Genomic DNA, 22,498 nt, shown 5'->3' with positions numbered 1-22,498 from the left:
CAATCCCCTTACCGTTATTCCACTTGCTTCGACCGTTTGATCCGGGGGTCAAAAACCAGGATCCCAATCTGCCTCAATCACGCGGGCAGTGAGATCGACTTTCTTGATAACCTGCCCATGAAGAAACGGAATCAACCGCTCCTTCATGCCGAACGCATCTTTCAGGTTCGCTTTCACAACCATCACATCGTTCGAGCCGGTTTCCATCATATCGATGACTTTACCCAGCTCGTAGCCGGCAGTGGTGACTACCTGGCAGCCCATCAGGTCTTTCCAGTAGTAATCGTCACCCTCCAGCGGAGGAAGTTGCTCAGAATCCACCATAATCTCGCGATTAGTCAGCAGATTCGCCGCGTCCCGATCGTCAATGCCTTTGACCTTGATGATCAGATCCTGACTGTGGCGCTTCCAGTCTTCCAACTCGATATGCTGCCACTGACCCGCCTGCTGGATAAACCACGGCTGATAGTCAAAAATGCTTTCGGCGTTCTCGGTGGATGAAAACACTCTGAGCCAACCACGAATGCCGTAAGCGGACCCCATTTTACCGAGTACAATCGGCTGCTTAGGCGCTACCGGTTTGAGTTGCTTGCTCATTGCCACCACCGCGACAGATTAAGCTGCTTTCTTAGCGTCTTTGATCAGCGCGTGAACGCGATCAGAAACGGTTGCACCCAGACCAACCCAGTGCTCGATGCGGTCCAGGTCCAGACGCAGTGCTTCAGCCTGACCGGAAGCGATCGGGTTGAAGAAGCCTACGCGCTCGATGAAACGACCATCACGAGCGTTGCGGCTGTCGGTCACTACTACTTGATAGAACGGACGCTTTTTAGCGCCGCCACGTGCCAAACGAATTGTTACCATAACATCCTCTTTAGTTAATAAAACAGCCGGGCCCCATTGAGGGACGGGGCCCGGTTGCAATATAAAAAGCCCGAAAATTTTACTCATTTTGGCGCAAAAAGCAATCTAAAGCGTCGATCGCAGAGGACAACTTTTGCAGCCTGTCAAATTTCGGGCGGTTTTCACCGCGAACGGCGAATGCTGAAAGCGCCCGCACTCGGCGTGCGGAGGCCCATCAGCGGCCTGGGAAGCCCGGCGGCATCATACCTTTCATGCCGCGCATCATCTTCGCCATACCGCCTTTCTTCATCTTCTTCATCATACGCTGCATTTCGTCGAACTGCTTCAGCAAGCGGTTGACGTCCTGCACCTGCATGCCGGCCCCCATCGCGATGCGACGCTTGCGCGAGCCTTTGATGATTTCCGGTTTGGCGCGCTCTTTCAGCGTCATCGAGTTGATGATCGCCTCCATGCGCACCAGCACTTTGTCGTCCATCTGCGATTTGACGTTATCCGGCAGCTGGCCGGCACCCGGCAGCTTGCTCAGCATGTTGGCCATGCCGCCCATGTTGCGCATCTGCTTGAGCTGCTCCAGGAAGTCGGTCAGATCGAAACCGTCGCCCTTCTTCAGCTTGTTGGCCAGTTTTTCCGCCTGCTCGCGGTCGACCTTGCTTTCGATATCTTCGATCAGCGACAGCACGTCGCCCATGCCCAGGATGCGCGATGCTACGCGATCCGGATAGAACGGCTCCAGCGCTTCGGTCTTCTCGCCCACGCCAAGGAACTTGATCGGCTTGCCGGTGATATGACGGATGGACAGCGCGGCACCGCCGCGCGCATCGCCGTCGACCTTGGTCAGCACCACGCCGGTCAGCGGCAGCGCTTCGTTAAACGCTTTGGCGGTATTGGCGGCATCCTGGCCGGTCATGGCGTCGACCACGAACAGGGTTTCTACCGGCTTGATCGCCGCATGCACCTGTTTAATCTCGTCCATCATCGCTTCGTCAACGTGCAGACGGCCGGCGGTATCGACGATCAGGACGTCGTAGAACTTCAGCTTGGCCTGTTGCAGCGCGCGATTGACGATGTCGATCGGTTTTTCTTTGACGTCAGACGGGAAGAAATCGATACCGACACCTTCCGCCAGCGTTTCCAGCTGTTTGATCGCCGCCGGGCGATAAACGTCCGCGGAAACCACCAACACTTTCTTCTTCTGCTTTTCCTTCAGGAATTTGCCGAGCTTACCGACGCTGGTGGTTTTACCGGCGCCCTGCAGGCCCGCCATCAGCACCACCGCCGGCGGCTGGGCCGCCAGGTTCAGCTCGGTGTTCACTTCGCCCATCGCGGCGATCAGCTCGCCTTTGACGATCTTGACGAACTCCTGCCCCGGCGTCAGGCTCTTGTTGACTTCATGGCCAACAGCGCTCTCTTTGACGCGGTTGATGAAGTCGCGCACCACCGGCAGCGCGACGTCCGCTTCCAGCAATGCCATACGCACTTCACGCAGGGTTTCCTTGATATTCTCTTCGGTCAGCCGCCCGCGGCCGCTGATATTGCGCAACGTGCGCGACAATCGATCGGTTAAATTTTCAAACATCGTCTCATGCTCAACGTGTAATGACAGGCCGCTCCGGCGACACAATTGCGCCGATGATAACACGAAGCGCGGCGGATCTCTGCCTCAGCGTTGGAGATAGGTTGGAGTGAAACGCGCGCAACGTTATACTGACACTCCAATTAACCACGCCGAAGCAAAATTAAACGCTATGCCAGTTTTCTCCATTGTGGCTTTGATGGCCTACCTGCTCAGCCTTGGACTGATCATTCCCAGTTTGTTGCGGAAGAACAGCGCATACCGTCGGCTTGCCCTCGTCTCGGCGGTGGTGGCGCTGATTTGCCATGCCATCGCGCTGCAGCAGCGCATCTTTGACGTCAGCGCCGGGCAGAATCTCAGCCTGCTGAACATTGGCTCCATCGTCAGCCTGATCATCTGCTCGGTGATGACCTTCGTCGCCTCGCGCGACCGCGGCTGGTTCCTGCTGCCGATCGTCTACAGCTTCGCGATGATCAACCTGGCCTTCGCCAGCTTTATGCCCGGCGAGTTCATCACTCATCTGGAGGCCAGCCCGGAACTGATGGTGCATATCGGCCTGGCGCTGTTCTCTTATGCCACCTTGATCATCGCCGCGCTCTACGCCTTGCAGCTCGCCTGGCTCGACTACCTGTTGAAGAACAAGAAGTTGACCTTTAGCGCCGACATGCCGCCGCTGATGAGCATCGAGCGCAAGATGTTCCATATCACCCAGATCGGCGTGGTGCTGCTGACGCTCACCCTGTGCACCGGCCTGCTGTACATGGATAATCTGTTCAGCAAAGAGAACGTGCATAAAGCCGTGCTGTCGATCATGGCCTGGTTCGTGTATATCGTGTTGTTGTGGGGCCATTACCATGAAGGCTGGCGCGGCCGCCGCGTCGTCTGGTTCAGCCTCGCCGGTGCCTTCCTGCTGACGCTCGCCTACTTCGGCAGCCGTCTGATTCAGCAGGTGATGGTGCGCTAAGCCAGCCCGGTTCAATTCTCCCTCTCTATAAGGAATACTGCATTGGAGCATGTGTCGACGGGGACCCTCATCATTATCCTGGTGATCATGATCGTGGTCTCCGCTTACTTCTCCGCTTCCGAAACCGGCATGATGACGCTCAACCGTTATCGCCTGCGTCACCTGTCCAAACAGGGCAACCGCTCGGCGCGTCGGGTGGAGAAGCTGCTGCAAAAACCGGATCGGCTGATCGGCCTGGTGCTGATCGGCAACAACCTGGTCAACATCCTCGCCTCGGCGCTGGCGACCATCGTCGGCATGCGGCTGTATGGCGATCTCGGCGTGGCGATCGCAACCGGCATACTGACCTTTGCCGTGCTGCTGTTCGCCGAAGTGCTGCCGAAGACCTTCGCCGCCCTCTATCCGGAACGCATTGCCTTCCCCAGCAGCGTCCTGCTGGCTCCGTTGCAAAAGGTGATGTTCCCGCTGGTCTGGTTGCTCAACGGCATCACCAGCCTGACCTTGCGCCTGTTCGGCATCCGCACCAACGTGCGCATCAGCGACGCCGTCAGCAAGGATGAGCTGCGCACTATCGTGCGCGAATCTCAATCGCAAATCTCCCGCCGCAATCAGGACATGCTGATCTCGGTGCTGGATCTGGAAAAGGTGACGGTTAACGACATCATGGTGCCGCGCACCGAGATCGTCGGCATCGACGTCAACGACGACTGGAAGTCGATCATGCGCCAGCTGACCCACTCGCCGCACGGCCGCATCGTGCTGTATCGCAGTTCGTTGGACGACGCGATCGGCATGCTGCGCGTGCGCGAAGCCTACCGCCTGATGACCGAGAAAAAAGAATTCAACAAAGAGAACCTGCTGCGCGCCGCCGACGAGATTTACTTCGTGCCGGAAGGCACGCCGCTCAACGTGCAACTGGTGAAGTTCCAGCGCAACAAAGAGAAGGTCGGCATCGTGGTCGACGAGTACGGCGACATTCAGGGCCTGGTCACGGTGGAAGACATTCTCGAAGAGATCGTCGGCGACTTCACCACCTCGATGTCACCGACGCTGGCGGAAGAGGTCACGCCGCAGAGCGATGGCTCGGTCTTGATCGACGGTACCGCCAACGTGCGCGAGCTGAACAAGGCCTTCAACTGGACCCTGCCGGCCAGTGAGGCCCGCACCGTCAACGGCATGCTGCTGGAAGAGCTGGAAGAGATCCCCGACATCGGCACCCGGGTGCGTATCGGCCATTACGATATCGACATTCTCGACGTGCAGGGCAACATGATCAAACAGGTGCGGGTCACGCCGATCACCTCGCTGCAGTCCAGCGTCGGCCATCACTGACCGCCGGCCTGAACGTAAAAAAGACGCGAAATCGCGTCTTTTTTTATCTCTGCGGAAAATTCGCGGCTAGATATGCAGTTCCTGCAGCTTCTCTTTCGGCAGCGCCAACTCGTCGTTGTGGTTAACCACCACGTCGTTATCCAGGATGTGCTTGGCGATCTCCTGCGCTTCTTCCAGCGAGTGCATATGGTAAGTGCCGCACTGGTATTCGTTCAGCTCGGGGATTTTGCGCTGATCGGTCACTTTCAGCACGTCGGCCATCGCCGCTTTCCAGGCGTCGGCTACGCGCTGCTCTTCCGGCACGCCGATCAAGCTCATGTAAAAACCGGTACGACAGCCCATCGGGGAGATGTCGATAATCTCCACGCCCTGGCCATTCAGATGGTCACGCATAAAGCCGGCGAACAGGTGCTCCAGCGTGTGAATGCCGCGCTCGGGCATCACTTCCAGGTTCGGGCGGCAAAAGCGCAGATCAAACACCGTAATGGTATCGCCATGAGGCGTTTTCATGGTTTTCGCAACGCGGACAGCCGGAGCTGCCATACGGGTATGATCGACGGTAAAGCTATCCAGCAATGGCATTTCGCTACCTCCTCGTAAAAGAGCATTTATTTCGAAACTTTTTTTCCTAACCGGGAAACCTTTTCCAACCCTGCGAGTCTGAGTATGTGAAAGACGCGCATTTGTTATCATCATCCCTGTCATCAGAGATGCATATTTGGCCACATTGATGTGGCCTTTTTCTTTTTCAGCTTCCGCCGTTTTGCTTCAGGAACGCTTCAAAGCTTAGCGTATCATTGGCTTCTATGTCGCGTTGGCGCTGCCACGAGGCTTCCCGCTCTTTATCCAGCTCGGCTTCGTTCAGGATTTCCAACGGTTCTTCCAGCAACGTCTGGCGATACTGCTCCGCCAGCTGCAACCCGACGCGCCCGGTGCCTTCCTCCTTCATCGCCTTCAGAATGCGCGCGGAGAAGGTCAGCTCAGGATCGTCGAACGCGGCGACCAGCTCATCACACACCTGCTGGTATTGACGGTTGCCGGCTTCGCTGTCCAACACTTCCGCCACCCGACGCAGATCGGCGAACAGCGCCTTACCCACTTTTTCGAGCGGTTCATGGCTGGCGCCACAGCCGATGCCGATGGTCTGGCCCGGCTTACGCCCTTCCAGAATCACCCGGTTCCAGTTCTTGCGCGTGCACAGCAGTTCATCGCTGCTCATCTCCGGCGCATCGGCCAGCGCGCACCACACCAGGAACAGATCCAGGAAACGCGCCTGCACCGCGTCCACGCCGATCGGCGAGAACGGGTTTATATCCAGCGAACGCACTTCGATGTATTCGATACCGCCACGCAGCAGCGCGTCCGACGGTGTCTCGCCGCTTTGGGTCACGCGCTTCGGCCGTATCGGTGCATACAGCTCGTTCTCGATTTGCAGCACGTTGCTGTTCAGCTGCAGGTAGCGATCGCCCTCTTTCACGCCCAGCTTGGCGAACTCTTCGGAAGGCGTAGCAATCGCCCGCTTCAGACCGGCCACATAGCTGTGCAGATCGTTGAAGGTGATGCCCAAATTGCTCTGCGACTTGTTGGTGTAACCCAGGTCGCTCAGTCGCAGCGAGGTGGCGTACGGCAGGTAGCACATCCCCTGCTCGGTGCGCTCGAACGGCAGATTGGTCTCGCGCCCCTTGAGGAACGAAGAACAAATGGCCGGTGATGCACCGAACAGATACGGGATCACCCAGCCGAAACGGTAATAGTTGCGGATCAGGCGGAAATACCCCGCCGAGATCTGCTCTTTGCCGCTTTCTGCGTCCTGCACGCCGGCCCACGCCTGCCAAAACTCCAGCGGCAGCGAGAAGTTGTAATGCACGCCGGAAATGGTCTGCATCAGCGCGCCGTAGCGATTCTTCAACCCTTCGCGATACAGCGTCTTCATGCGGCCGATGTTCGACGAACCGAACTGCGCCAGCTCGATATCCTGCTCGGCTTCGATAAAGCACGGCATGCTGAGCGGCCACATGCGCTCATCGCCGATATTACGCGCCACGTAGCGATGAATATCGCGCAGGAACGTCAGCAGGTGATCGATGTTGTCATCAACCGGCGTAATGAACTCTAACAGCGCTTCGGCGAAATCCGTGGTGATCCAGTGGTGCGTCAATGCCGCGCCCAGCTTCTCCGGATGCCCGGTGGTCGCCAAGGTGCCGTTCGGCGTGACCCGCAGCGTTTCACGCTCGATGCCGCGACGAATGCCTTTTAATGCCTGGGGATGGGCTTCCAACCAAGAAAGCGCCTGTGATACGTCCGGGATCAAATTGACCTCCCGCTTCTAAAAACAATAACTCGTAAGCATACTGAATCCGCACCCGAGAGAATATTGAGTTATATTCACTTGGTTACTGCCACCAGGCGATACCCTGTACCGTTATCATAGCCAACACGATGTAACGCAGCGCCTTTCCGATACACAGAAACAGCGCGACAGAGCCCCAGGGCATGCGCAGCCAACCTGCCAACACGCACAACAAATCGCCCACCACCGGCACCCAGCTGAGCAGCAGCGCAGCCGGGCCGAAGCGTTGCAGCCACCCGAGCGCCGTTGCCAGCCCCCGCTGTGGTTTCAACGCCGGTAACAGGCGCCCGATAATGACATTGGTCAAGCCACCCAGCGTGTTGCCCAGGGTCGCGGCCAATACCAGCAACTCTGGCGAGACGCGACTCTGGGTCAGCAAGGCGACCAGAACGATTTCTGAATTTCCCGGCAGCAGCGTCGCACTGAGGAAGCTACTGCCAAATAACGATATTACGGCTAGCGTACTACTCACAGCGTGCGGACGTCTACCACAGCCATACCGGCACTTTTCGCCGCCTGAATGCCGAAATCGGCGTCTTCAAACACCACGCATTTTTCCGGCGGTACGCCGATCAGTTCGGCACAGCGCAGGAAGGTGTCCGGCTCCGGTTTATGGCGCTGCACGTCGTCCGCGCCGACGATCGCGTCGAAGCAGTTGAACAGGCCGAGATGACGCAGCAGCATTTCCGCCATGCGGTGCTCACTGCCGGTACCGACCGCCATCGGACGGCGACCATGATAGGACTTCACCACTTCGATCAGCGGCAATGGACGCACGCTATCCAGCAGCATCGCTTCCACCGCGCGCGTTTTCTCCGCGGCCAGGTGATGCGGATCGAGGTCGGCCTGGTGGCTGGCGATAATCGCCTGAGCGATGCGCCATGTCGGTGAACCGCTCAGCGCCACCATGGCCGCTTCATCAAACGTCATGCCATAACGGGACAGCACTTCACGCCACGCTTTGCGGTGCGTTGGCTCGGTGTCCAGAATCGTACCGTCCATGTCGAAAATAAGACCCTGATAGCGGTCGTACATCGTTACTCCATGATCGTAGAGGAAAGAAAACTACTTTAGCGTAAAGCCGATGGGTTGTCGCTGACTGCGTCATAACGGAATGTGCTGTGCCCGATCGGGCGCAAGGGGGAAAGAAGGGGACGATGGATAAAGGCTGAAAAGCGAAAAACCCGCCGAAGCGGGTTTCTCTTAGATGGTGCATCCAGGAGGATTCGAACCTCCGACCGCTCGGTTCGTAGCCGAGTACTCTATCCAGCTGAGCTATGGATGCATGTCTATTTTTTACTGCTTGCCTGCTTCACTAATGAAGCATGACGGAAAGAATGGTGCATCCAGGAGGATTCGAACCTCCGACCGCTCGGTTCGTAGCCGAGTACTCTATCCAGCTGAGCTATGGATGCACAGGAATTCTTTTTTGATACCGTATGGTACGTTGTTACTACCCCACCATACCGCAAAATATGGTGCATCGAGGAGGATTACTCGGCGCTAGCGCCTCGCCCTACGGGCCATTGCTTAAGCAATGTTATCCTCCTTCGAGCACTTTCTTGCTCGTCATCTGTCTGAAACTCTCGCTCCGCGACACATGAGGAAAATATGGTGCATCCAGGAGGATTCGAACCTCCGACCGCTCGGTTCGTAGCCGAGTACTCTATCCAGCTGAGCTATGGATGCAAATGGCGGTGAGGCGGGGATTCGAACCCCGGATGCAGCTTTTGACCGCATACTCCCTTAGCAGGGGAGCGCCTTCAGCCTCTCGGCCACCTCACCATACGCTTCTTTCGAATTGTGCCTAACTTGCTTTAGAGAAGCTCATCGGCACTGCGTGGCGCACATATTACTTTCTCCGACTTTTAAGTCAAACAATTTTTCCCAACTCATGCGCGTTTGCACAATTCGCACCCAACATGGGCGATTTCAAGGCAAAAAGGGCGTTTTATCAACAGGCAACCGCAGCGTTTGTGGCAACAAAGCAGAAAACTAACCGGGAAAATAATCACGAAAAAGAGAGAGGAGAACGAAAGAAGTGGGTAAAACGATGCAGTAGCGTCTCGTCTGGCAACGAGACGCTGCTTCGGAATCAGTAAGTCGTCTGCTGAGACTTCTCTGCCTGAATGCGCTGATAGATTTCTTCACGGTGAACCGAAACCTCTTTGGGGGCATTCACACCAATACGCACCTGGTTGCCTTTTACCCCTAGCACAGTGACCGTAACCTCATCGCCAATCATGAGGGTTTCACCAACTCGACGAGTCAGAATTAACATTCTTTGCTCCTTGAAAGATTAAAAGAGTCGGGTCTCTCAGTTTCCCCGTCATTATCCATCATATGTGGTGAAAACGTAAGCCGCGCAACCCACAATAAGTGTAAGCAGACTTGGTCCCACCTCAGATAATGGTAAGTTTAGCCGACCTGAAAAACTTTGTTCCCGCAATTGTAACTAAATTGTGTTAGCACAGTATGAAAACGCCATAATCAACAAAGTATTATGGCGTTTGTGCGTGCTATTTATTTATGTTCACAGCTTCGAGGCCACCCAGGCTTCTACGCTGTTTAACGCCGCTGGCAGGGCGTTGATATCCGTCCCCCCCGCCATCGCCATATCCGGGCGACCACCGCCCTTACCGCCTACCTGCTGCGCCACGTTGCCGATCAACTCGCCGGCTTTCACGCGGTCAGTCAGATCCTTGGTCACGCCTGCAACCAGGCTGACTTTGTCATCAGCCGTCGTTGCCAACACGATGATGGCCGAACCCAATTGATTTTTCAGGTCATCCACCATGGTGCGCAGCATTTTGGCTTCGACCTTGTCCAACTGGCTGACCAACAGCTTCACACCGTTAACCACTTTTGCCTGGCTGGACAACGACGCGCTTTCCTGCGCCGCCTGCTGATCTTTCAGCTGCTGCAGTTCTTTTTCCAGCGCGCGGGTGCGATCGAGCACCGAGCGCACTTTATCGGTCAGGGTGTTGCTGTCGCCCTTAACCAGCTGCGCAACGTCTTGCAACAAATCGCTTTGCTGGTGCAGCGTGGCGATAGCGCCTGCGCCGGTCACCGCTTCAATACGACGGATGCCCGCCGCGGTGCCCGACTCGCTCAGAATGCGGAACAGGCCAATATCGCCGGTGCGGCTGGCATGAGTACCGCCACACAGTTCGGTGGAGAAGTCGCCCATGGTCAGTACGCGCACGTTGTCATCGTACTTCTCGCCGAACAGCGCCATCGCGCCCTTCTCTTTGGCATCTTCCAACGCCATCAGCTCGGTCTGTACCGGCAGGTTACGACGCACCTGCTGGTTCACCAGATCTTCCACCGCGCGGATTTGCTCCGGCTTCATCGCTTCGAAGTGCGAGAAGTCGAAACGCAGGTATTTGTCGTTAACCAGCGAGCCTTTCTGCGCGACGTGGTCGCCCAGCGTTTGACGCAGTGCGGCGTGCAGCAGGTGAGTCGCGGAGTGGTTCAGACGAATGCTGTTGCGGCGCTCAGCGTCGATCTGCGCATCCACGCGATCGTTCAGCTTCAGCGAGCCCTGCGCCAGTTTGCCCTGGTGGCCGATAGCCTGGCCGTATTTCTGGGTGTCGTTGACCACAAACTCTACGCCGGCGGCTTTCAGCACGCCTTTATCGCCGACCTGGCCGCCGGATTCGCCGTAGAACGGCGTCTCATCCAGCACCACCACCGCCTCTTCGCCAGCGTTGATCTGATCGACCGGCTGGCCGTCGCGGAACAGCGCGATAACAGTTGCCTGCTGCTCGTCGTGATCGTAACCGCTGAACTGGCTGCTGCCGTCCACGCGGATCAGGCTGTTGTAGTCGGCGCCGAAGCCGCTGGATTCGCGCGCGCGGCGGCGCTGCGCTTCCATCGCTTCTTCAAAGCCCGCTTCATCGACTTTCAGACCGCGCTCGCGGCAGACGTCAGCGGTCAGATCGACCGGGAAGCCGTAGGTATCGTACAGACGGAAAGCGGTTTCGCCGTCCAGGGTATCACCCTTCAGCTTGGCCAGCTCTTCGTCCAACAGCGCCAGGCCACGCTCCAGCGTGCGGGCAAACTGCTCTTCTTCGGTTTTCAGCACCTGCTCCACCAGCGATTGCTGGCGTTTCAATTCGTCGGCCGCCGGGCCCATCACGTCGATCAGTGGCGCCACCAGCTTGTAGAAGAAGGTATCTTTCGCGCCCAGCATGTTGCCATGGCGGATCGCGCGACGAATGATGCGGCGCAGCACGTAGCCGCGGTTTTCGTTAGACGGGATCACGCCGTCCGACACCAGGAAGGCGCAGGAACGGATGTGGTCGGCGATAACGCGCAGGGATTTGTTGTCCAGATCGGTCGCGCCGGTCACTTTCGCCACGGCGGCGATCAGGGTACGGAACAGGTCGATTTCATAGTTGGAGTTCACATGCTGCAACACCGCCGCGATGCGCTCCAGCCCCATACCGGTATCCACCGAAGGTTTCGGCAGCGGCAGCATGGTGCCGTCGGACTGACGGTTGAACTGCATGAAAACGATGTTCCAGATCTCGATGTAGCGGTCGCCGTCTTCTTCCGGGCTGCCCGGAGGGCCGCCCCAGATGTGATCGCCGTGATCGTAGAAAATTTCGGTGCACGGGCCGCATGGGCCGGTGTCGCCCATCTGCCAGAAGTTGTCGGAAGCGAAAGGCGCGCCCTTGTTGTCGCCGATACGGATAATGCGCTCGGCCGGTACACCAATTTGCTTCTGCCAGATGTCGAACGCTTCGTCATCGGTTTCATACACGGTGACCCACAGTCTCTCTTTCGGCAGGTTGAACCAGTTTTCACCGGTCAGCAGTTCCCACGCGTAGCTGATCGCGTCGTGCTTGAAGTAATCGCCGAAGCTGAAGTTGCCCAGCATTTCAAAGAAGGTATGGTGGCGTGCGGTATAACCGACGTTTTCCAGGTCGTTATGCTTGCCGCCTGCGCGCACACAGCGCTGTGAGGTGGTGGCGCGGGAATAGGCGCGTTTGTCGAGCCCCAGGAAAACATCCTTAAATTGGTTCATGCCGGCATTGGTAAACAGCAATGTCGGATCATTGTTAGGCACCAGGGAGCTGCTCGCTACAACCTGATGACCCTTACTATGAAAGAAATCGAGAAACGCTTGACGGATCTCAGCGGTGCTCTTGCTCATAATTTTCCTGGAAAGGCTAGAATAACGACACGTGAGCCGGTGACGCGTCACCCCGACGATGACAACCAGCTCACGAACAAAAAGTGGGGATAAGATAAATTTTCTTCAGAGGGAAGTAAAACCCCGTGTGCGCTCATTGCGCAAAATCACGGTAAATTGACTGAATTTCTTCCTGGAAGAAGCCGCGATAGAGCAGATAACGCTGCACTTTGGCTTTCTCTTTCCAGTCGGTTGGCAACGCATCGCCAAATTTTCGCTGCGCCACCTGTTTTGCCTGTTCGCACCAATCGATATCGCATTCCGCCAGCGCGTCCTGCACCAGCGCTTTGACGACGCCCTTTTGCATCAGTTCGCTGCGGATGCGCTGCGCGCCGTAACCTTTGCGGCTGCGGCTGCCGATGTAGCTGTGAGCGAAACGCTTATCGTCTAGCCAGTTATGCTGGTAACAGTAGGCAATAACCTGCTCGATCAGCGCAGGATCCACCGGCTCTTCAGCCACCGGCGGTAATGACGGCGCATGTGGCCTCTTGCCGCCAAAACGGGCCTTCGCCACAAACGGCTGCGCCGCAAGTTTGCGGCGCAGTTCAGCTTCACTATGATCGCGTTGCGACAGCAGGCGCATGGCGCGGCTTAGCAAGTCATTCATCATTCAAGCCTGAATTTATGGGATATGCGCCACACGAACGGCGGCGCACATCTTCAGCGATTAGAACTGCTCGCTGGTTTCCGCTTCATCGTCTTCGAAGTCGTCACCGGAAGCGGCCACCAGTTCACCGCCGCTGTGCAGCAGCAGGTCACGCAGCTTCTTATCCAGCTCGGCGGCGATAGCCGGGCTTTCTTTCAGGAAGTTACAGGCATTCGCCTTACCCTGGCCGATCTTCTCGCCGTTATAGCTGTACCAGGCGCCGGCTTTTTCGATCATCTTGTGTTTCACACCCAGATCGACCAGTTCGCCACGGCTGTTGATGCCTTCGCCGTACATGATTTGGAACTCAGCCTGCTTGAACGGCGCAGCGATTTTGTTCTTCACCACTTTCACACGGGTTTCGCTGCCCACCACTTCGTCGCCCTCTTTGATGGCGCCGATGCGGCGGATATCCAGACGCACCGAAGCGTAGAACTTCAGGGCGTTACCGCCGGTCGTCGTTTCCGGGTTGCCGAACATCACGCCAATTTTCATACGGATCTGGTTGATGAAGATCAGCAGGGTATTGGCGTTTTTCAGGTTGCCGGCCAGCTTACGCATCGCCTGGCTCATCATGCGTGCCGCCAGACCCATGTGCGAATCGCCGATTTCACCTTCGATTTCCGCCTTCGGCGTCAGTGCCGCCACGGAGTCGACGATAATGACGTCAACCGCGCCGGAGCGGGTCAGCGCATCACAGATTTCCAGCGCCTGCTCGCCGGTGTCCGGCTGGGAGCACAGCAGGTTGTCGATATCGACGCCCAGCTTTTTCGCATAAATAGGATCCAGCGCGTGCTCGGCGTCGATGAACGCACAGGTTTTGCCTTCGCGCTGCGCAGCGGCGATCACCTGCAGCGTCAGGGTGGTTTTACCGGATGATTCCGGGCCGTAAATTTCGACGATGCGGCCCATCGGCAGGCCGCCGGCGCCCAGAGCGATATCGAGTGACAGTGAGCCGGTGGAGATCGTTTCCACGTCCATGGAGCGGTCTTCACCCAGGCGCATGATGGAGCCTTTGCCGAACTGTTTCTCAATCTGGCCCAGTGCCGCAGCTAACGCCTTTTGCTTGTTCTCATCAATAGCCATTTTTGCTCCTTCGTTTCGCAATGCCGGTGTTACCCCACACTGCCACTGAATGTATGTTGTGCAGGAAATGTCACTAATTATACTGTATGGTCATACAGTATCAAGCCTAATTTACAAAAATTCGTCGATGGCGGTTTGCAGCGCGAAAATCGTCGCCTGCAGCCGCACCGCGTCGCGGTCGCCCTCGAATTGCATCTTGCGCGACAGCCCCCGGCCATCGCTGCCGGCGAAGCCGAACCACACGGTACCGACCGGCTTTTCCGCGCTGCCGCCGTCCGGGCCGGCGATGCCGCTTACCGACAGCGCCAGATCGGCCTGCGCCGCCCGCAGCGCCCCTATCGCCATCTCGCGCACTACCTCTTCGCTGACCGCGCCGTGCGCCGCCAACGTGGCTTCGCTCACTCCCAACAGGTCATGCTTCGCCGCATTGCTGTAGGTGATGAAACCGCGATCGAAATAGGCGGAGCTGCCAGCGATATCGGTAATGGCCTTGGCGATGCCGCCGCCGGTGCAGGATTCCGCGCAGGTGATCCAGCGGCCCTGAGCCTTCAGTTTTTCCCCCGCCAGCACGCTGAGCCGGCGCAGTTGGTTTTCACTCATAACCCCTCCCTCGCGAATTCAGGTATATGCGCCCGATAGTAGCATTTATCAAGGCGACGCGGCGGCTGGCGCGCAGAAATGCGCAGCGCCTCGCAGGAGGTGCGGTTTTAAGCGCCCGGCCAAGCTGCTAGTATCAAAAGAAGCGCCCCATTGAGCGGCGGCGCACCAGCACAAGGAACATCACGGAGGCGGCACGCGGCGGCGGCGGCCTCAGGGCGCACCAGAAGAGATTAGGATGATAGCGTGAAAAAAACGTTGGGCGTATTCTTGCCGTTGTACACCACCACCCTGTTGCTGCTGTTGGGCTCGGGCCTGCTCACCACCTACGTCTCGCTGCGGCTGACCTCCATCCACGTCAGCAGCGCGCTGATCGGCGCCATCATCGCCGCCAACTACATCGGGTTGGTGATCGGCGGCAAGGTCGGCCACTTTCTCATCGCCCGCGTCGGGCATATCCGCGCCTACGTGGCCTGCGCCGGCATCATCACCGCTGCGGTGCTGGGGCACGGCCTGACGGAGTTCATTCCCGCCTGGGTCGCGCTGCGTCTGGTGATCGGGCTGTGCATGATGTGCCAGTATATGGTGCTGGAAAGCTGGCTGAACGACCAGGCGGAATCCAACCAGCGCGGCATGGTGTTCGGCTTCTATATGGCGGCGACCTATCTCGGCATGTCGCTGGGCCAGATCGTGTTGATGCTGCAAAGCAATCTGGGCATCACCACGCTGCTGGTGATCGCACTGTGTTTCGCGCTCTGTCTGGTGCCGATCGCTCTCACCACCCGCACCAATGCACGCCACATGTCGCCGGCCCCGATGGAGCTGCGTTACTTTGTCGGCGCCATTCCCAAGGTGCTGGCCACCACGTTGGTGATCGGCATGGTGGTGGGCTCGTTTTACGGCCTGGCGCCGGTCTACGCCAGCCTGCAATCCTTAACCACTCAGCAAACCGGCCTGTTCATGGCGCTGGCCATCTTCGCCGGGCTGGTGGCGCAGTTCCCGCTCAGTTGGCTGTCGGATCGCTATAACCGCCCGTTGCTGATGCGCTTCAACGCCATTCTGCTGATCGTGGCGGCGCTGCCGCTGGCGCTGCTGCCGCACATCGATTTTCCGTTGCTGCTGGCGGTGGGCTTTGTCGTCAGCATGTTGCAGTTTACGCTCTATCCGCTGGTGGTGGCATTGGCCAACGATCTGATCGAGCCGGAGCGCCGCGTCTCGCTGGCTGCCTGTCTGCTGATGGCGTTCGGCGTCGGCGCCAGCATAGGGCCGTTGGCGGTCGGCGCACTGATCGAGCCGCTTGGCGGCAATATCCTGTACGCTTTCTTCGCTCTGTGCGGCGTACTGCTGGCGGCCCTCGGCCGTACGGCGAAAGCGGAGGAACCGCAGCTGGCGCAAGATGCGCCGGTGCCACACATTGCGCTGCCGGACAGCCTCGCCAGTTCACCGCTGTCGCCGGCGCTCAATCCGACCTTCGATGAGCAGATCATTCACGACACCATGCCGCCGCCGGAAGCGGCGCCCGATGTCGACGAGCCGCAGTCTGAAGAACAGGAGGCGGAGCCCCTGCCTCAGGGGGCCGATCCGCAAGAGGACACCGGCCTGAAAAAGGCGCACGCCATGCTGTGAACGGCGGCGCTACAGATCCTGGAAGGAGCCCAGCATAAAACCGCGTTCGGCGATCGCCGCTTTCAGCGTCGGCGCGGTCAACACATCCAGCTCGACAAGGCGCGGGTGGCAGTATTTGCTCTGCAGGATCGTCGCGTCGAGGAACGCCGGGTGGCACATCATTTCCAATGACTCGGCGCCCTGCTCGTCGGCGCGCGCCAACCTCTGCAGGAATAAGGCTTCGGAAATCGTTTCGCCGTAGAATCCCGCATCAAACGCGTCGGTGCTGCAGGGCGTCTGCAACGCAATATCGCGCCGTTTCGCCTCTTCGCGATCGAGGCGCAGCGGCAGCCCCTGCGCCTGCGCAAACGCCTCCACCAGCGGGTAAATCTGCGGCTGCATATGCACATGGTGGTGGCTGTCGATGTGCGTCGGTGGCCTGCCGAACAGCGTCACAAACCGCGTGAACTGGCGCTGCAGCTCCTCCTGAATCTCGTCCAGCTGCAGCTCACCGGCCTCGGCGCGGCGCCACAGCCATTTGCCCAATTCGCCATGCTCGTTGACCAGCGAAGGCATGGCGCCCAGCGGCCTGCCATAGGTCAAAACGAAATGCAGCCCGATCGGCAGCCCCGGATGTTGCCGGCTGAGCGCCGCCGCGTGCTGTGCGCCGCCGCCGTTCACCATCGCCGTGGTGGAGGAGACGACGCCATATTGATACGCCTCGATAACACCGTAGTTTTGCCCCTTGCTTAGGCCGAAGTCATCGGCATTCACGATCAGTAGTTTTTCCATAGTGGCTCCCGCGAGATGGATTTTTGGCAAGGGAAGTCCGACCGACCGACGCGGCATTCCCTTTCGCTAAGGTAAAAATCGAATGACTAACCGGCCGGCGGCCTGAAGCTCATCGGCATATCGGCATTGAGACTGATCGGGAGCGGCCCTAAAGAGGGCCGTAGCACTTTTTTCGGTAGTTGCCTGGGGTCACCTCGGTGAGCCGCTTGAAGTTTTTGATGAACAGACTGACATCGCCATAGCCGGAATCGAAGGCGATATCGGACACCGAAGAGTTGGTGACCTCCAGCTGCGTCTTGGCGAAATTGATGCGGATCTCATTGATCACCTGCATCGGCGTCTTATGGTAGTAACGCCGCATCGCCCGGGTCAGATACTCCTGAGTCTTCCCCGACAGCGCCACCATGTTCGCCAACGCCCTCTCGCCGAACATCGCCTTGTCATGCATGCCGGCCAGGGTGTTCTTCAGCCACTGCGGGATATCATCGCCGCCGTCATTTTCTTCTTTATAATGACGAATGCGGCTGATCACATAGAAGGTCAGCGTTTCGAGAAACTCGGCGAAATCATCCTCACGAAACTGCGGCGAACTCACCACCGATTCGATATAGGCCAGAAACTCGCTTCTCAGGCTGTAGGCCTGCGAGGCAACAAAGCAGCGCGGCAGCTGCTGCAAATAGTGCTCTTCAAAAAACGCTTTGCTGACCGCCACGTTGAAGATTTTTGTCGCGCCGAACTCGTAAAAGCTCTGGTGATAGGAGCCGATAGGGATAAAGACGAAATCACCGCGTTCCAGCAGCACCCGCTTACCGTTGATCTCCTGATAGCATTTGCCGCTCAGCACGATGGTGAACTCGTAATAGTCGTGCTGATGCAGGCCGGTGGCGCTTTCCACCTTGTTGTAGATAAACAGGTGAAAATCTTTGCAGTTAAAGAAATCCTGCTCGCGAATCAGCTTCACATCGTTGGCACTCAGCGAAATTCGGTTGTCAGACACGGCGTCGGCCTCCCGTTAGTCAAATCCGTTGCGTCTGGCCGCCTCGGCAAACCAGTAGCCGCTTTTCTTGATGGTGCGGCGCTGATCCGCCCGATCCAATCGCACCAGCCCATAACGATTCTTGTAGGCGTTCAGCCAGGACCAGCAGTCGATAAAGGTCCACAGATGATAGCCTTTGCACTGCGAGCCTTCTGCCAGCGCGCGGTGCAGCCACTTCAGGTGCTCGCGAATAAAGTCGATGCGGTAATCGTCCTCCACCCGCCCATCGGCGCCGATAAACGCTTCTTCTCCCTCGACGCCCATGCCGTTTTCCGAAATATAACAAGGCAGATTGCCGTAGTTCTCTTTCAGGTCCATCAGGATGTCGTACAGCCCCTTCTCATAGATCTCCCAGCCGCGGTGCGGATTGATTTTGCGTCCCGGCATCGCATAGTAACTGAACAAATCCTCCGGCGATGCGATCGGCCCCTCGGCACGACGCCCCTCTTTCGCCTGCACCCTGCGCGGCTGGTAGTAGTTGACGCCGAGGATATCCACCACGCCGCCTTCGATCAGCCGCGCATCCTGCGGCTCGCAGCAGGGCATCAGCCCATGCCGTTCCAGCAGCTGCAGCAACGCCGCCGGATAACGCCCTTTGGCGACCGGATCGAGGAAACTGCGGTTGAGCAGCAGATCGGCGTCGTGCGCAGCCTGCCGATCCTCCGGCGCGTCGGAACGCGGGTAGGTCGGGCTCAGATTCAGAATGATGCCGATGCTCCCCGGCAGCTCACGTGCTCTGAAACGCTGCACCGCCATGGCGTGCGCCAGTACGCTGTGATACGCCACGGTGACCGCCCGTTTGAAGTCCACCACGCAAGGGTAGTGCAGGTCATTCAGGTAACCTGCCTCTACCGGCACGATCGGCTCGTTGAAGGTGAACCAGTGGGTGACCCGATCGCCAAATAGATCGAAGCAGATATCGGCGTAACGCGCGTAGGCTTCGACCACCGCCCGGCTTTCCCAGCCACCGCGCTGCTGCATGCGCAGCGGCATATCGAAGTGGTAGAGATTGATAAACGGGGTGATGCCCTGCGCCAGCAGCTCGTCGATCATCGCGTTATAGAACGCCACCGCCTGCGGGTTAACCTCGCCGTCGCCGTCCGGGATCAGCCGCGACCACGAGATCGAGGTTCTAAAGGTATTGTGGCCCAGCGTTTTGAGCAGCCCGATATCGGTGCGGAAATGGTCGTAAAAGGTCGAGGCCTCAGCCGGCCCCACCCGATCGTGAAAGCGCTCGGGCGCGATCTCGTACCAATAGTCGAAGATATTGCGGCTCTTGCCGTCCCGCGCGGCCGCCCCTTCAGACTGCGGCGCGGAGGTGGCGCTGCCCCACCAGAACCCGTCGGCAAATTGATATTCCATACTCGCGTCCCTCGCGGGGCGGCCGCGCCGCCCCGTTCCACAGTTAGAATTTCAGCGCCTTGGCGATGTCTTCTTCGCTTTCCGTCGCCGCGTCGATCTGGCTCTGCGCCTTGTTGGAGATCGCCACAAACGGCAGATAAATCACGGTGGCGACCGCCAGGTTGAACAGGCTCAGCAACATGGCCATGATGCTGCCGTTGGTGTTGAAGAACGCCCCCAGGCCGACCGGCATGGTCCAGGGCGCAATGTTGGTGATAGGCGGGATCAGCCCGGAGTAATAAGCCAGCGAGGTGATGATGGTCAGCACCGGCTGCACCAGGATGAACGGAATGAACATCACCGGGTTCATGATCACCGGCAGGCCGAACAGAATCGGTTCGTTGATCTGGAAAATGCCGGACGGCGTCGCCAGCTTGGCGACCTGGCGGTAATCTTCGCGGCGCGAGGCGATGAAGATGGCGATGATCAGGCCCAGCGTCGAGCCGGTTCCTCCAAGGTAGATGTAGGAGTCGACGAACGGTTTCGCCCACATGTGGAACTCTTTGCCGGCGGCCACCGCCGCTTCGACCGAACCGTATTTGTTATACAGCTCCACGTTTTCCAGCGCGAACGGCGTCATGATGCCGCTGTCCAGCGCCGCCAGCGCCATGGAGCCGTGCACCCCAAAGAACCACAGCAGCGAGGAGAACAGCACGTACACCCAGCCCACCACGCTGCCCATCTTGGCCAGCGGCGCCGAGATGCCGTCCATGATGATCTGGTGGAAGTTGGTGCCCCAGTGCGCCAGCGCGAACGCCACCAGCCCCATGATGGAGAGGATGATGAAACCGGGGATCAGCGCCGAGAAGGAGCGCGACACCGAAGCCGGCACGCTGTCCGGCAGGCTAATCACCCAGTTGCGCCGCACGATGAAAGCAAACATCTCGGCCACCACCAGCCCGATCACCATACCGGAAATGATGTTGGCGCCGCCCAGCCAATTGGCGCCCACCGCATAGGCTTCGCCAACGTTGAACGGCGTGACGGTCATAAAGGCCGCCACCGCCAGCAGCGCCGAAGCCAGCGGATCGACCTTACGCTCTTCGGCTAACGCCATGCTGATAAAGAACGGCGTCATCAGGGACATGATCCCGAGCGTGCCGTTGTAAACGCTGCCGCCGATGCTCTTCAGGCCGTTCAGCGTCTCGATGGTGGAGGCATCCAGGCGCACGCCCAGCGAATAGAAGAACGATCCTTCGCCGAAGCTCAGGAACACGTTGTTGATCAACACAAACATCGCCCCGGTCAAGGTCAGCGGCATCAGGCGGATAAAGCCGTTTTTGATGGCGTTGACGTGGGGCTGCTTACCGATTTTTACGGCGAAAGGCAGGATAACCTTCTCGAGCGAGGCAATGAGGGTATTCACGGCGGCCTCCTGTTATTGGTTGGCTTTCTTGATGGCGGCCACCGCGGCCTTCAGCACCCCCAGCCCATCGACCTTGCCGTACAGCAGCGGATCGATGACTTCAACGGGTTTGTTGGGCAGCTGTTTTTGCACCTCCGGCAAGGTGTAGGCGATCTGCGGCCCCAGCAGGATCAGATCCGCTTCAACGCCTTTCTCCGCGGCCAGCGCCTCCGGGTAGGCGGCGATGATCACCGGTACTTCGTATTTCTCGGCCTGCGCCTTCATTTTTGATACCAACAGGGAAGTGGACATACCGGCAGAACAAAACAGATAGATTTTTTTCTTTTCCATACCAAGCACCTCAGATAATCAAAAAAACCCCGTGTTATTTGTATGCCAGATGCAATCACGATTGCTTCACGCACATTCCTTATGAAAATTTCCGTCACGTTGCCCTGGTTGCAGACAGTATACGGAGCATGAAAAACGGATCGGTAAGCCAGCGGGGATAATAACCGTCTCTCCTTGACCTACCGGCTTGACCCCCTTCACATTTCACATAAAAAAATAGTGTGACCGGGCTCTCAAATAACCGATAAAAACTCGGAATATTCGCAATAAATACACAAATAACAATTATAAACAGCCAGTTACAAACTCGCTGAGAATTTAAGGGTTTATTTGCGCCCGAACAAGCGAAGGGGGAATTAAAATAGTTCAAGCTTGATTCGCCTGCTGCTCTCCGAACGCGATGGCAGGCGAAGAGGATTAGGTGGGCAGACGGAGCAACTCGATCACTGTGGCCAGCGCCACGGAATGGTTCCTGCGGTTGGGGTAATAGAGGTAAAAACCGGGAAACGGCGCGCACCAGTCGGCCAACACTCGCCGCAGCCGCCCGCTCGCCAAGTGTTCTTCCACCTCCTGCTCGATGGCGAAAGCGATGCCGACGTGTGCCAACGCCGCTTGCAGCAACAGCCTGGCGTCATCCACGATAAGCGGGCTGTTGACCGCCACGGAAAACCGCTGCTCGCCCTGCTGAAAAGTCCATTTGTAGCGCTCGCCCGAAGAGGCCTTGCGCCAACCGATGCAGCGGTGCTGCAGTAAATCCTGCGGGTGCGTCGGTTCGCCGTGCCGTTGAAAATAGTCCGGCGTGGCGACGATGGCAAAACGCAGATCCGGCGTCAGGCGCACCGCACGCATATCGTTGTGCAGATCCTCGCCGAGCCGAATACCGGCATCAAAGCCTTGCTCGACGATATTGGTGAACCCTTCGTTCGCTACCACCTCCAGCGTAATGCCGGGATACTCACTTGCCAACCGCCCCAGATGCGGCACGATGGCGAGATCGATCGCCGAACGCGGCGCGTTGATGCGCACCAGGCCGCGTGGCCCTTCTCGAAACGCATTCAGACTCTCCAGCGCGGCGTCGATGTCGGTAAAAGCCGGCACCAGCTGTGCCAGCAGATGCTCACCGGCCTCCGTCGGCGAGACATTGCGGGTGGTACGGTTCAGCAGGCGAATGCCCACCTGCGCTTCCAGTTCACGCAGGGTGTGGGTCAGCGTCGGCGGCGTCACGCCCAATCGGGCAGCGGCGCGGCGGAAGCTGCGTTCACTGGCGATAGCCACGAAGGCCGCCAGGCCGGACAATTCGGGTTTCTTCATGCTATTAATATAAATTATCTAATAGTGAGATGAATTTTTAGCGGA

21 protein-coding genes and 4 tRNA genes are annotated in these 22,498 nt (G+C 58.1%); 3 read left to right on the top strand and 22 right to left on the bottom strand.

The features are described 5' to 3' along the window. Nucleotides 1-48 precede the first annotated feature (48 nt). From rimM to ffh, 3 genes are all read right to left on the bottom strand, one after another. Nucleotides 49-597, bottom strand: a complete 549-nt coding sequence (gene rimM / locus C9411_RS07715) for a ribosome maturation factor RimM (protein WP_019455135.1) — start codon at nucleotides 595-597, stop codon at nucleotides 49-51. 18 nt (nucleotides 598-615) lie between these two features. Further along, a complete protein-coding gene (gene rpsP / locus C9411_RS07710) occupies nucleotides 616-864 on the bottom strand; it encodes a 30S ribosomal protein S16 (protein WP_004932501.1) in 249 nt (82 codons plus the stop codon). A gap of 214 nt (nucleotides 865-1,078) precedes the next feature. Beyond that, nucleotides 1,079-2,440 (bottom strand): signal recognition particle protein, encoded by a 1,362-nt coding sequence (gene ffh / locus C9411_RS07705; protein WP_004932504.1) that lies wholly within the window; start codon nucleotides 2,438-2,440, stop codon nucleotides 1,079-1,081. A gap of 169 nt (nucleotides 2,441-2,609) precedes the next feature. On the opposite strand from ffh, the gene C9411_RS07700 reads away from it, so the two are divergent. Both C9411_RS07700 and C9411_RS07695 read left to right on the top strand, forming a co-directional pair. After that, complete coding sequence (locus C9411_RS07700) at nucleotides 2,610-3,401, top strand: inner membrane protein YpjD (RefSeq protein WP_063991354.1); 792 nt, start codon at nucleotides 2,610-2,612, stop codon at nucleotides 3,399-3,401. 42 nt (nucleotides 3,402-3,443) lie between these two features. Then, a complete protein-coding gene (locus C9411_RS07695) occupies nucleotides 3,444-4,733 on the top strand; it encodes an HlyC/CorC family transporter (RefSeq protein WP_146158875.1) in 1,290 nt (429 codons plus the stop codon). Nucleotides 4,734-4,799: 66 nt separating this feature from the next. On the opposite strand, the gene luxS is transcribed toward C9411_RS07695, so the two are convergent. The 13 genes from luxS to pncC form a co-directional block, all read right to left on the bottom strand. Continuing rightward, nucleotides 4,800-5,315, bottom strand: a complete 516-nt coding sequence (gene luxS / locus C9411_RS07690; protein WP_019455133.1) for an S-ribosylhomocysteine lyase — start codon at nucleotides 5,313-5,315, stop codon at nucleotides 4,800-4,802. A 166-nt stretch (nucleotides 5,316-5,481) separates the two neighbouring features. Then, a complete protein-coding gene (gene gshA / locus C9411_RS07685; RefSeq protein WP_107226787.1) occupies nucleotides 5,482-7,044 on the bottom strand; it encodes a glutamate--cysteine ligase in 1,563 nt (520 codons plus the stop codon). Nucleotides 7,045-7,126: 82 nt separating this feature from the next. Further along, complete coding sequence (locus tag C9411_RS07680; RefSeq protein WP_004932520.1) at nucleotides 7,127-7,555, bottom strand: YqaA family protein; 429 nt, start codon at nucleotides 7,553-7,555, stop codon at nucleotides 7,127-7,129. Further along, a complete protein-coding gene (yqaB, locus tag C9411_RS07675) occupies nucleotides 7,552-8,118 on the bottom strand; it encodes a fructose-1-phosphate/6-phosphogluconate phosphatase (protein WP_033637176.1) in 567 nt (188 codons plus the stop codon). The genes C9411_RS07680 and yqaB overlap by 4 nt, the downstream gene beginning before the upstream one ends. A gap of 173 nt (nucleotides 8,119-8,291) precedes the next feature. Further along, nucleotides 8,292-8,368: transfer RNA gene (locus tag C9411_RS07670), tRNA-Arg, on the bottom strand. Between the two features lie 53 nt (nucleotides 8,369-8,421). After that, nucleotides 8,422-8,498: transfer RNA gene (locus tag C9411_RS07665), tRNA-Arg, on the bottom strand. A gap of 197 nt (nucleotides 8,499-8,695) precedes the next feature. Next, a tRNA-Arg gene (locus C9411_RS07660) sits at nucleotides 8,696-8,772 on the bottom strand. 3 nt (nucleotides 8,773-8,775) lie between these two features. Next, nucleotides 8,776-8,868: transfer RNA gene (locus C9411_RS07655), tRNA-Ser, on the bottom strand. Between the two features lie 310 nt (nucleotides 8,869-9,178). Continuing rightward, nucleotides 9,179-9,364, bottom strand: a complete 186-nt coding sequence (gene csrA, locus C9411_RS07645; protein WP_004091602.1) for a carbon storage regulator CsrA — start codon at nucleotides 9,362-9,364, stop codon at nucleotides 9,179-9,181. A gap of 252 nt (nucleotides 9,365-9,616) precedes the next feature. Then, nucleotides 9,617-12,244: an alanine--tRNA ligase gene (alaS, locus tag C9411_RS07640; RefSeq protein WP_107226785.1), complete on the bottom strand. Its 2,628-nt coding sequence runs from the start codon at nucleotides 12,242-12,244 to the stop codon at nucleotides 9,617-9,619. A gap of 133 nt (nucleotides 12,245-12,377) precedes the next feature. Beyond that, a complete protein-coding gene (gene recX / locus C9411_RS07635; protein ID WP_107226810.1) occupies nucleotides 12,378-12,890 on the bottom strand; it encodes a recombination regulator RecX in 513 nt (170 codons plus the stop codon). 60 nt (nucleotides 12,891-12,950) lie between these two features. Beyond that, entirely contained in the window at nucleotides 12,951-14,015 is a 1,065-nt protein-coding gene (gene recA, locus C9411_RS07630; protein ID WP_107226784.1) for a recombinase RecA, read from the bottom strand. A gap of 111 nt (nucleotides 14,016-14,126) precedes the next feature. After that, complete coding sequence (gene pncC, locus C9411_RS07625; RefSeq protein WP_107226783.1) at nucleotides 14,127-14,615, bottom strand: nicotinamide-nucleotide amidase; 489 nt, start codon at nucleotides 14,613-14,615, stop codon at nucleotides 14,127-14,129. 243 nt (nucleotides 14,616-14,858) lie between these two features. On the opposite strand from pncC, the gene C9411_RS07620 reads away from it, so the two are divergent. Then, a complete protein-coding gene (locus C9411_RS07620) occupies nucleotides 14,859-16,238 on the top strand; it encodes an MFS transporter (RefSeq protein ID WP_063991360.1) in 1,380 nt (459 codons plus the stop codon). 9 nt (nucleotides 16,239-16,247) lie between these two features. Here the strand turns inward: C9411_RS07620 and chbG are convergent, their stop codons facing one another. The 6 genes from chbG to C9411_RS07590 all read right to left on the bottom strand — a co-directional run bounded on the left by chbG (nucleotide 16,248) and on the right by C9411_RS07590 (nucleotide 22,453). Next, complete coding sequence (chbG, locus tag C9411_RS07615; protein ID WP_107226782.1) at nucleotides 16,248-17,009, bottom strand: chitin disaccharide deacetylase; 762 nt, start codon at nucleotides 17,007-17,009, stop codon at nucleotides 16,248-16,250. 148 nt (nucleotides 17,010-17,157) lie between these two features. Further along, the gene (gene chbR, locus C9411_RS07610; RefSeq protein ID WP_063991362.1) at nucleotides 17,158-18,006 is read right to left on the bottom strand and encodes a transcriptional regulator ChbR; all 849 of its coding nucleotides are present in this window, start codon (nucleotides 18,004-18,006) and stop codon (nucleotides 17,158-17,160) included. A 15-nt stretch (nucleotides 18,007-18,021) separates the two neighbouring features. Continuing rightward, complete coding sequence (locus C9411_RS07605; protein WP_063991363.1) at nucleotides 18,022-19,407, bottom strand: glycoside hydrolase family 1 protein; 1,386 nt, start codon at nucleotides 19,405-19,407, stop codon at nucleotides 18,022-18,024. Nucleotides 19,408-19,450: 43 nt separating this feature from the next. Beyond that, a complete protein-coding gene (chbC, locus tag C9411_RS07600; RefSeq protein ID WP_063991364.1) occupies nucleotides 19,451-20,812 on the bottom strand; it encodes a PTS N,N'-diacetylchitobiose transporter subunit IIC in 1,362 nt (453 codons plus the stop codon). Between the two features lie 12 nt (nucleotides 20,813-20,824). Further along, nucleotides 20,825-21,142, bottom strand: a complete 318-nt coding sequence (locus C9411_RS07595) for a PTS sugar transporter subunit IIB (RefSeq protein WP_004932561.1) — start codon at nucleotides 21,140-21,142, stop codon at nucleotides 20,825-20,827. A 417-nt stretch (nucleotides 21,143-21,559) separates the two neighbouring features. After that, entirely contained in the window at nucleotides 21,560-22,453 is an 894-nt protein-coding gene (locus C9411_RS07590; protein ID WP_107226781.1) for a LysR family transcriptional regulator, read from the bottom strand. Nucleotides 22,454-22,498 lie beyond the last annotated feature (45 nt).

The organism is Serratia sp. Nf2 (assembly GCF_003028435.1).
In the GTDB taxonomy this organism is placed as follows: domain Bacteria; phylum Pseudomonadota; class Gammaproteobacteria; order Enterobacterales; family Enterobacteriaceae; genus Serratia; species Serratia marcescens_L.
Note: the sequence above shows the minus strand (reverse complement) of the source record. Positions and strands in the feature narration are given on the sequence as shown.

What these genes read in the sequence shown, in the direction of transcription:
- C9411_RS07700 (WP_063991354.1), top strand. Translation starts at nt 2,610, where the DNA reads ATGCCAGTTTTCTCCATTGTGGCTTTGATGGCCTACCTGCTCAGCCTT.
- C9411_RS07595 (WP_004932561.1), bottom strand. Translation starts at nt 21,142, where the DNA reads ATGGAAAAGAAAAAAATCTATCTGTTTTGTTCTGCCGGTATGTCCACT.
- recA (WP_107226784.1), bottom strand. Translation starts at nt 14,015, where the DNA reads ATGGCTATTGATGAGAACAAGCAAAAGGCGTTAGCTGCGGCACTGGGC.
- alaS (WP_107226785.1), bottom strand. Translation starts at nt 12,244, where the DNA reads ATGAGCAAGAGCACCGCTGAGATCCGTCAAGCGTTTCTCGATTTCTTT.
- chbG (WP_107226782.1), bottom strand. Translation starts at nt 17,009, where the DNA reads ATGGAAAAACTACTGATCGTGAATGCCGATGACTTCGGCCTAAGCAAG.
- C9411_RS07605 (WP_063991363.1), bottom strand. Translation starts at nt 19,407, where the DNA reads ATGGAATATCAATTTGCCGACGGGTTCTGGTGGGGCAGCGCCACCTCC.
- csrA (WP_004091602.1), bottom strand. Translation starts at nt 9,364, where the DNA reads ATGTTAATTCTGACTCGTCGAGTTGGTGAAACCCTCATGATTGGCGAT.
- recX (WP_107226810.1), bottom strand. Translation starts at nt 12,890, where the DNA reads ATGAATGACTTGCTAAGCCGCGCCATGCGCCTGCTGTCGCAACGCGAT.
- pncC (WP_107226783.1), bottom strand. Translation starts at nt 14,615, where the DNA reads ATGAGTGAAAACCAACTGCGCCGGCTCAGCGTGCTGGCGGGGGAAAAA.
- luxS (WP_019455133.1), bottom strand. Translation starts at nt 5,315, where the DNA reads ATGCCATTGCTGGATAGCTTTACCGTCGATCATACCCGTATGGCAGCT.
- rimM (WP_019455135.1), bottom strand. Translation starts at nt 597, where the DNA reads ATGAGCAAGCAACTCAAACCGGTAGCGCCTAAGCAGCCGATTGTACTC.
- ffh (WP_004932504.1), bottom strand. Translation starts at nt 2,440, where the DNA reads ATGTTTGAAAATTTAACCGATCGATTGTCGCGCACGTTGCGCAATATC.
- rpsP (WP_004932501.1), bottom strand. Translation starts at nt 864, where the DNA reads ATGGTAACAATTCGTTTGGCACGTGGCGGCGCTAAAAAGCGTCCGTTC.
- C9411_RS07590 (WP_107226781.1), bottom strand. Translation starts at nt 22,453, where the DNA reads ATGAAGAAACCCGAATTGTCCGGCCTGGCGGCCTTCGTGGCTATCGCC.
- yqaB (WP_033637176.1), bottom strand. Translation starts at nt 8,118, where the DNA reads ATGTACGACCGCTATCAGGGTCTTATTTTCGACATGGACGGTACGATT.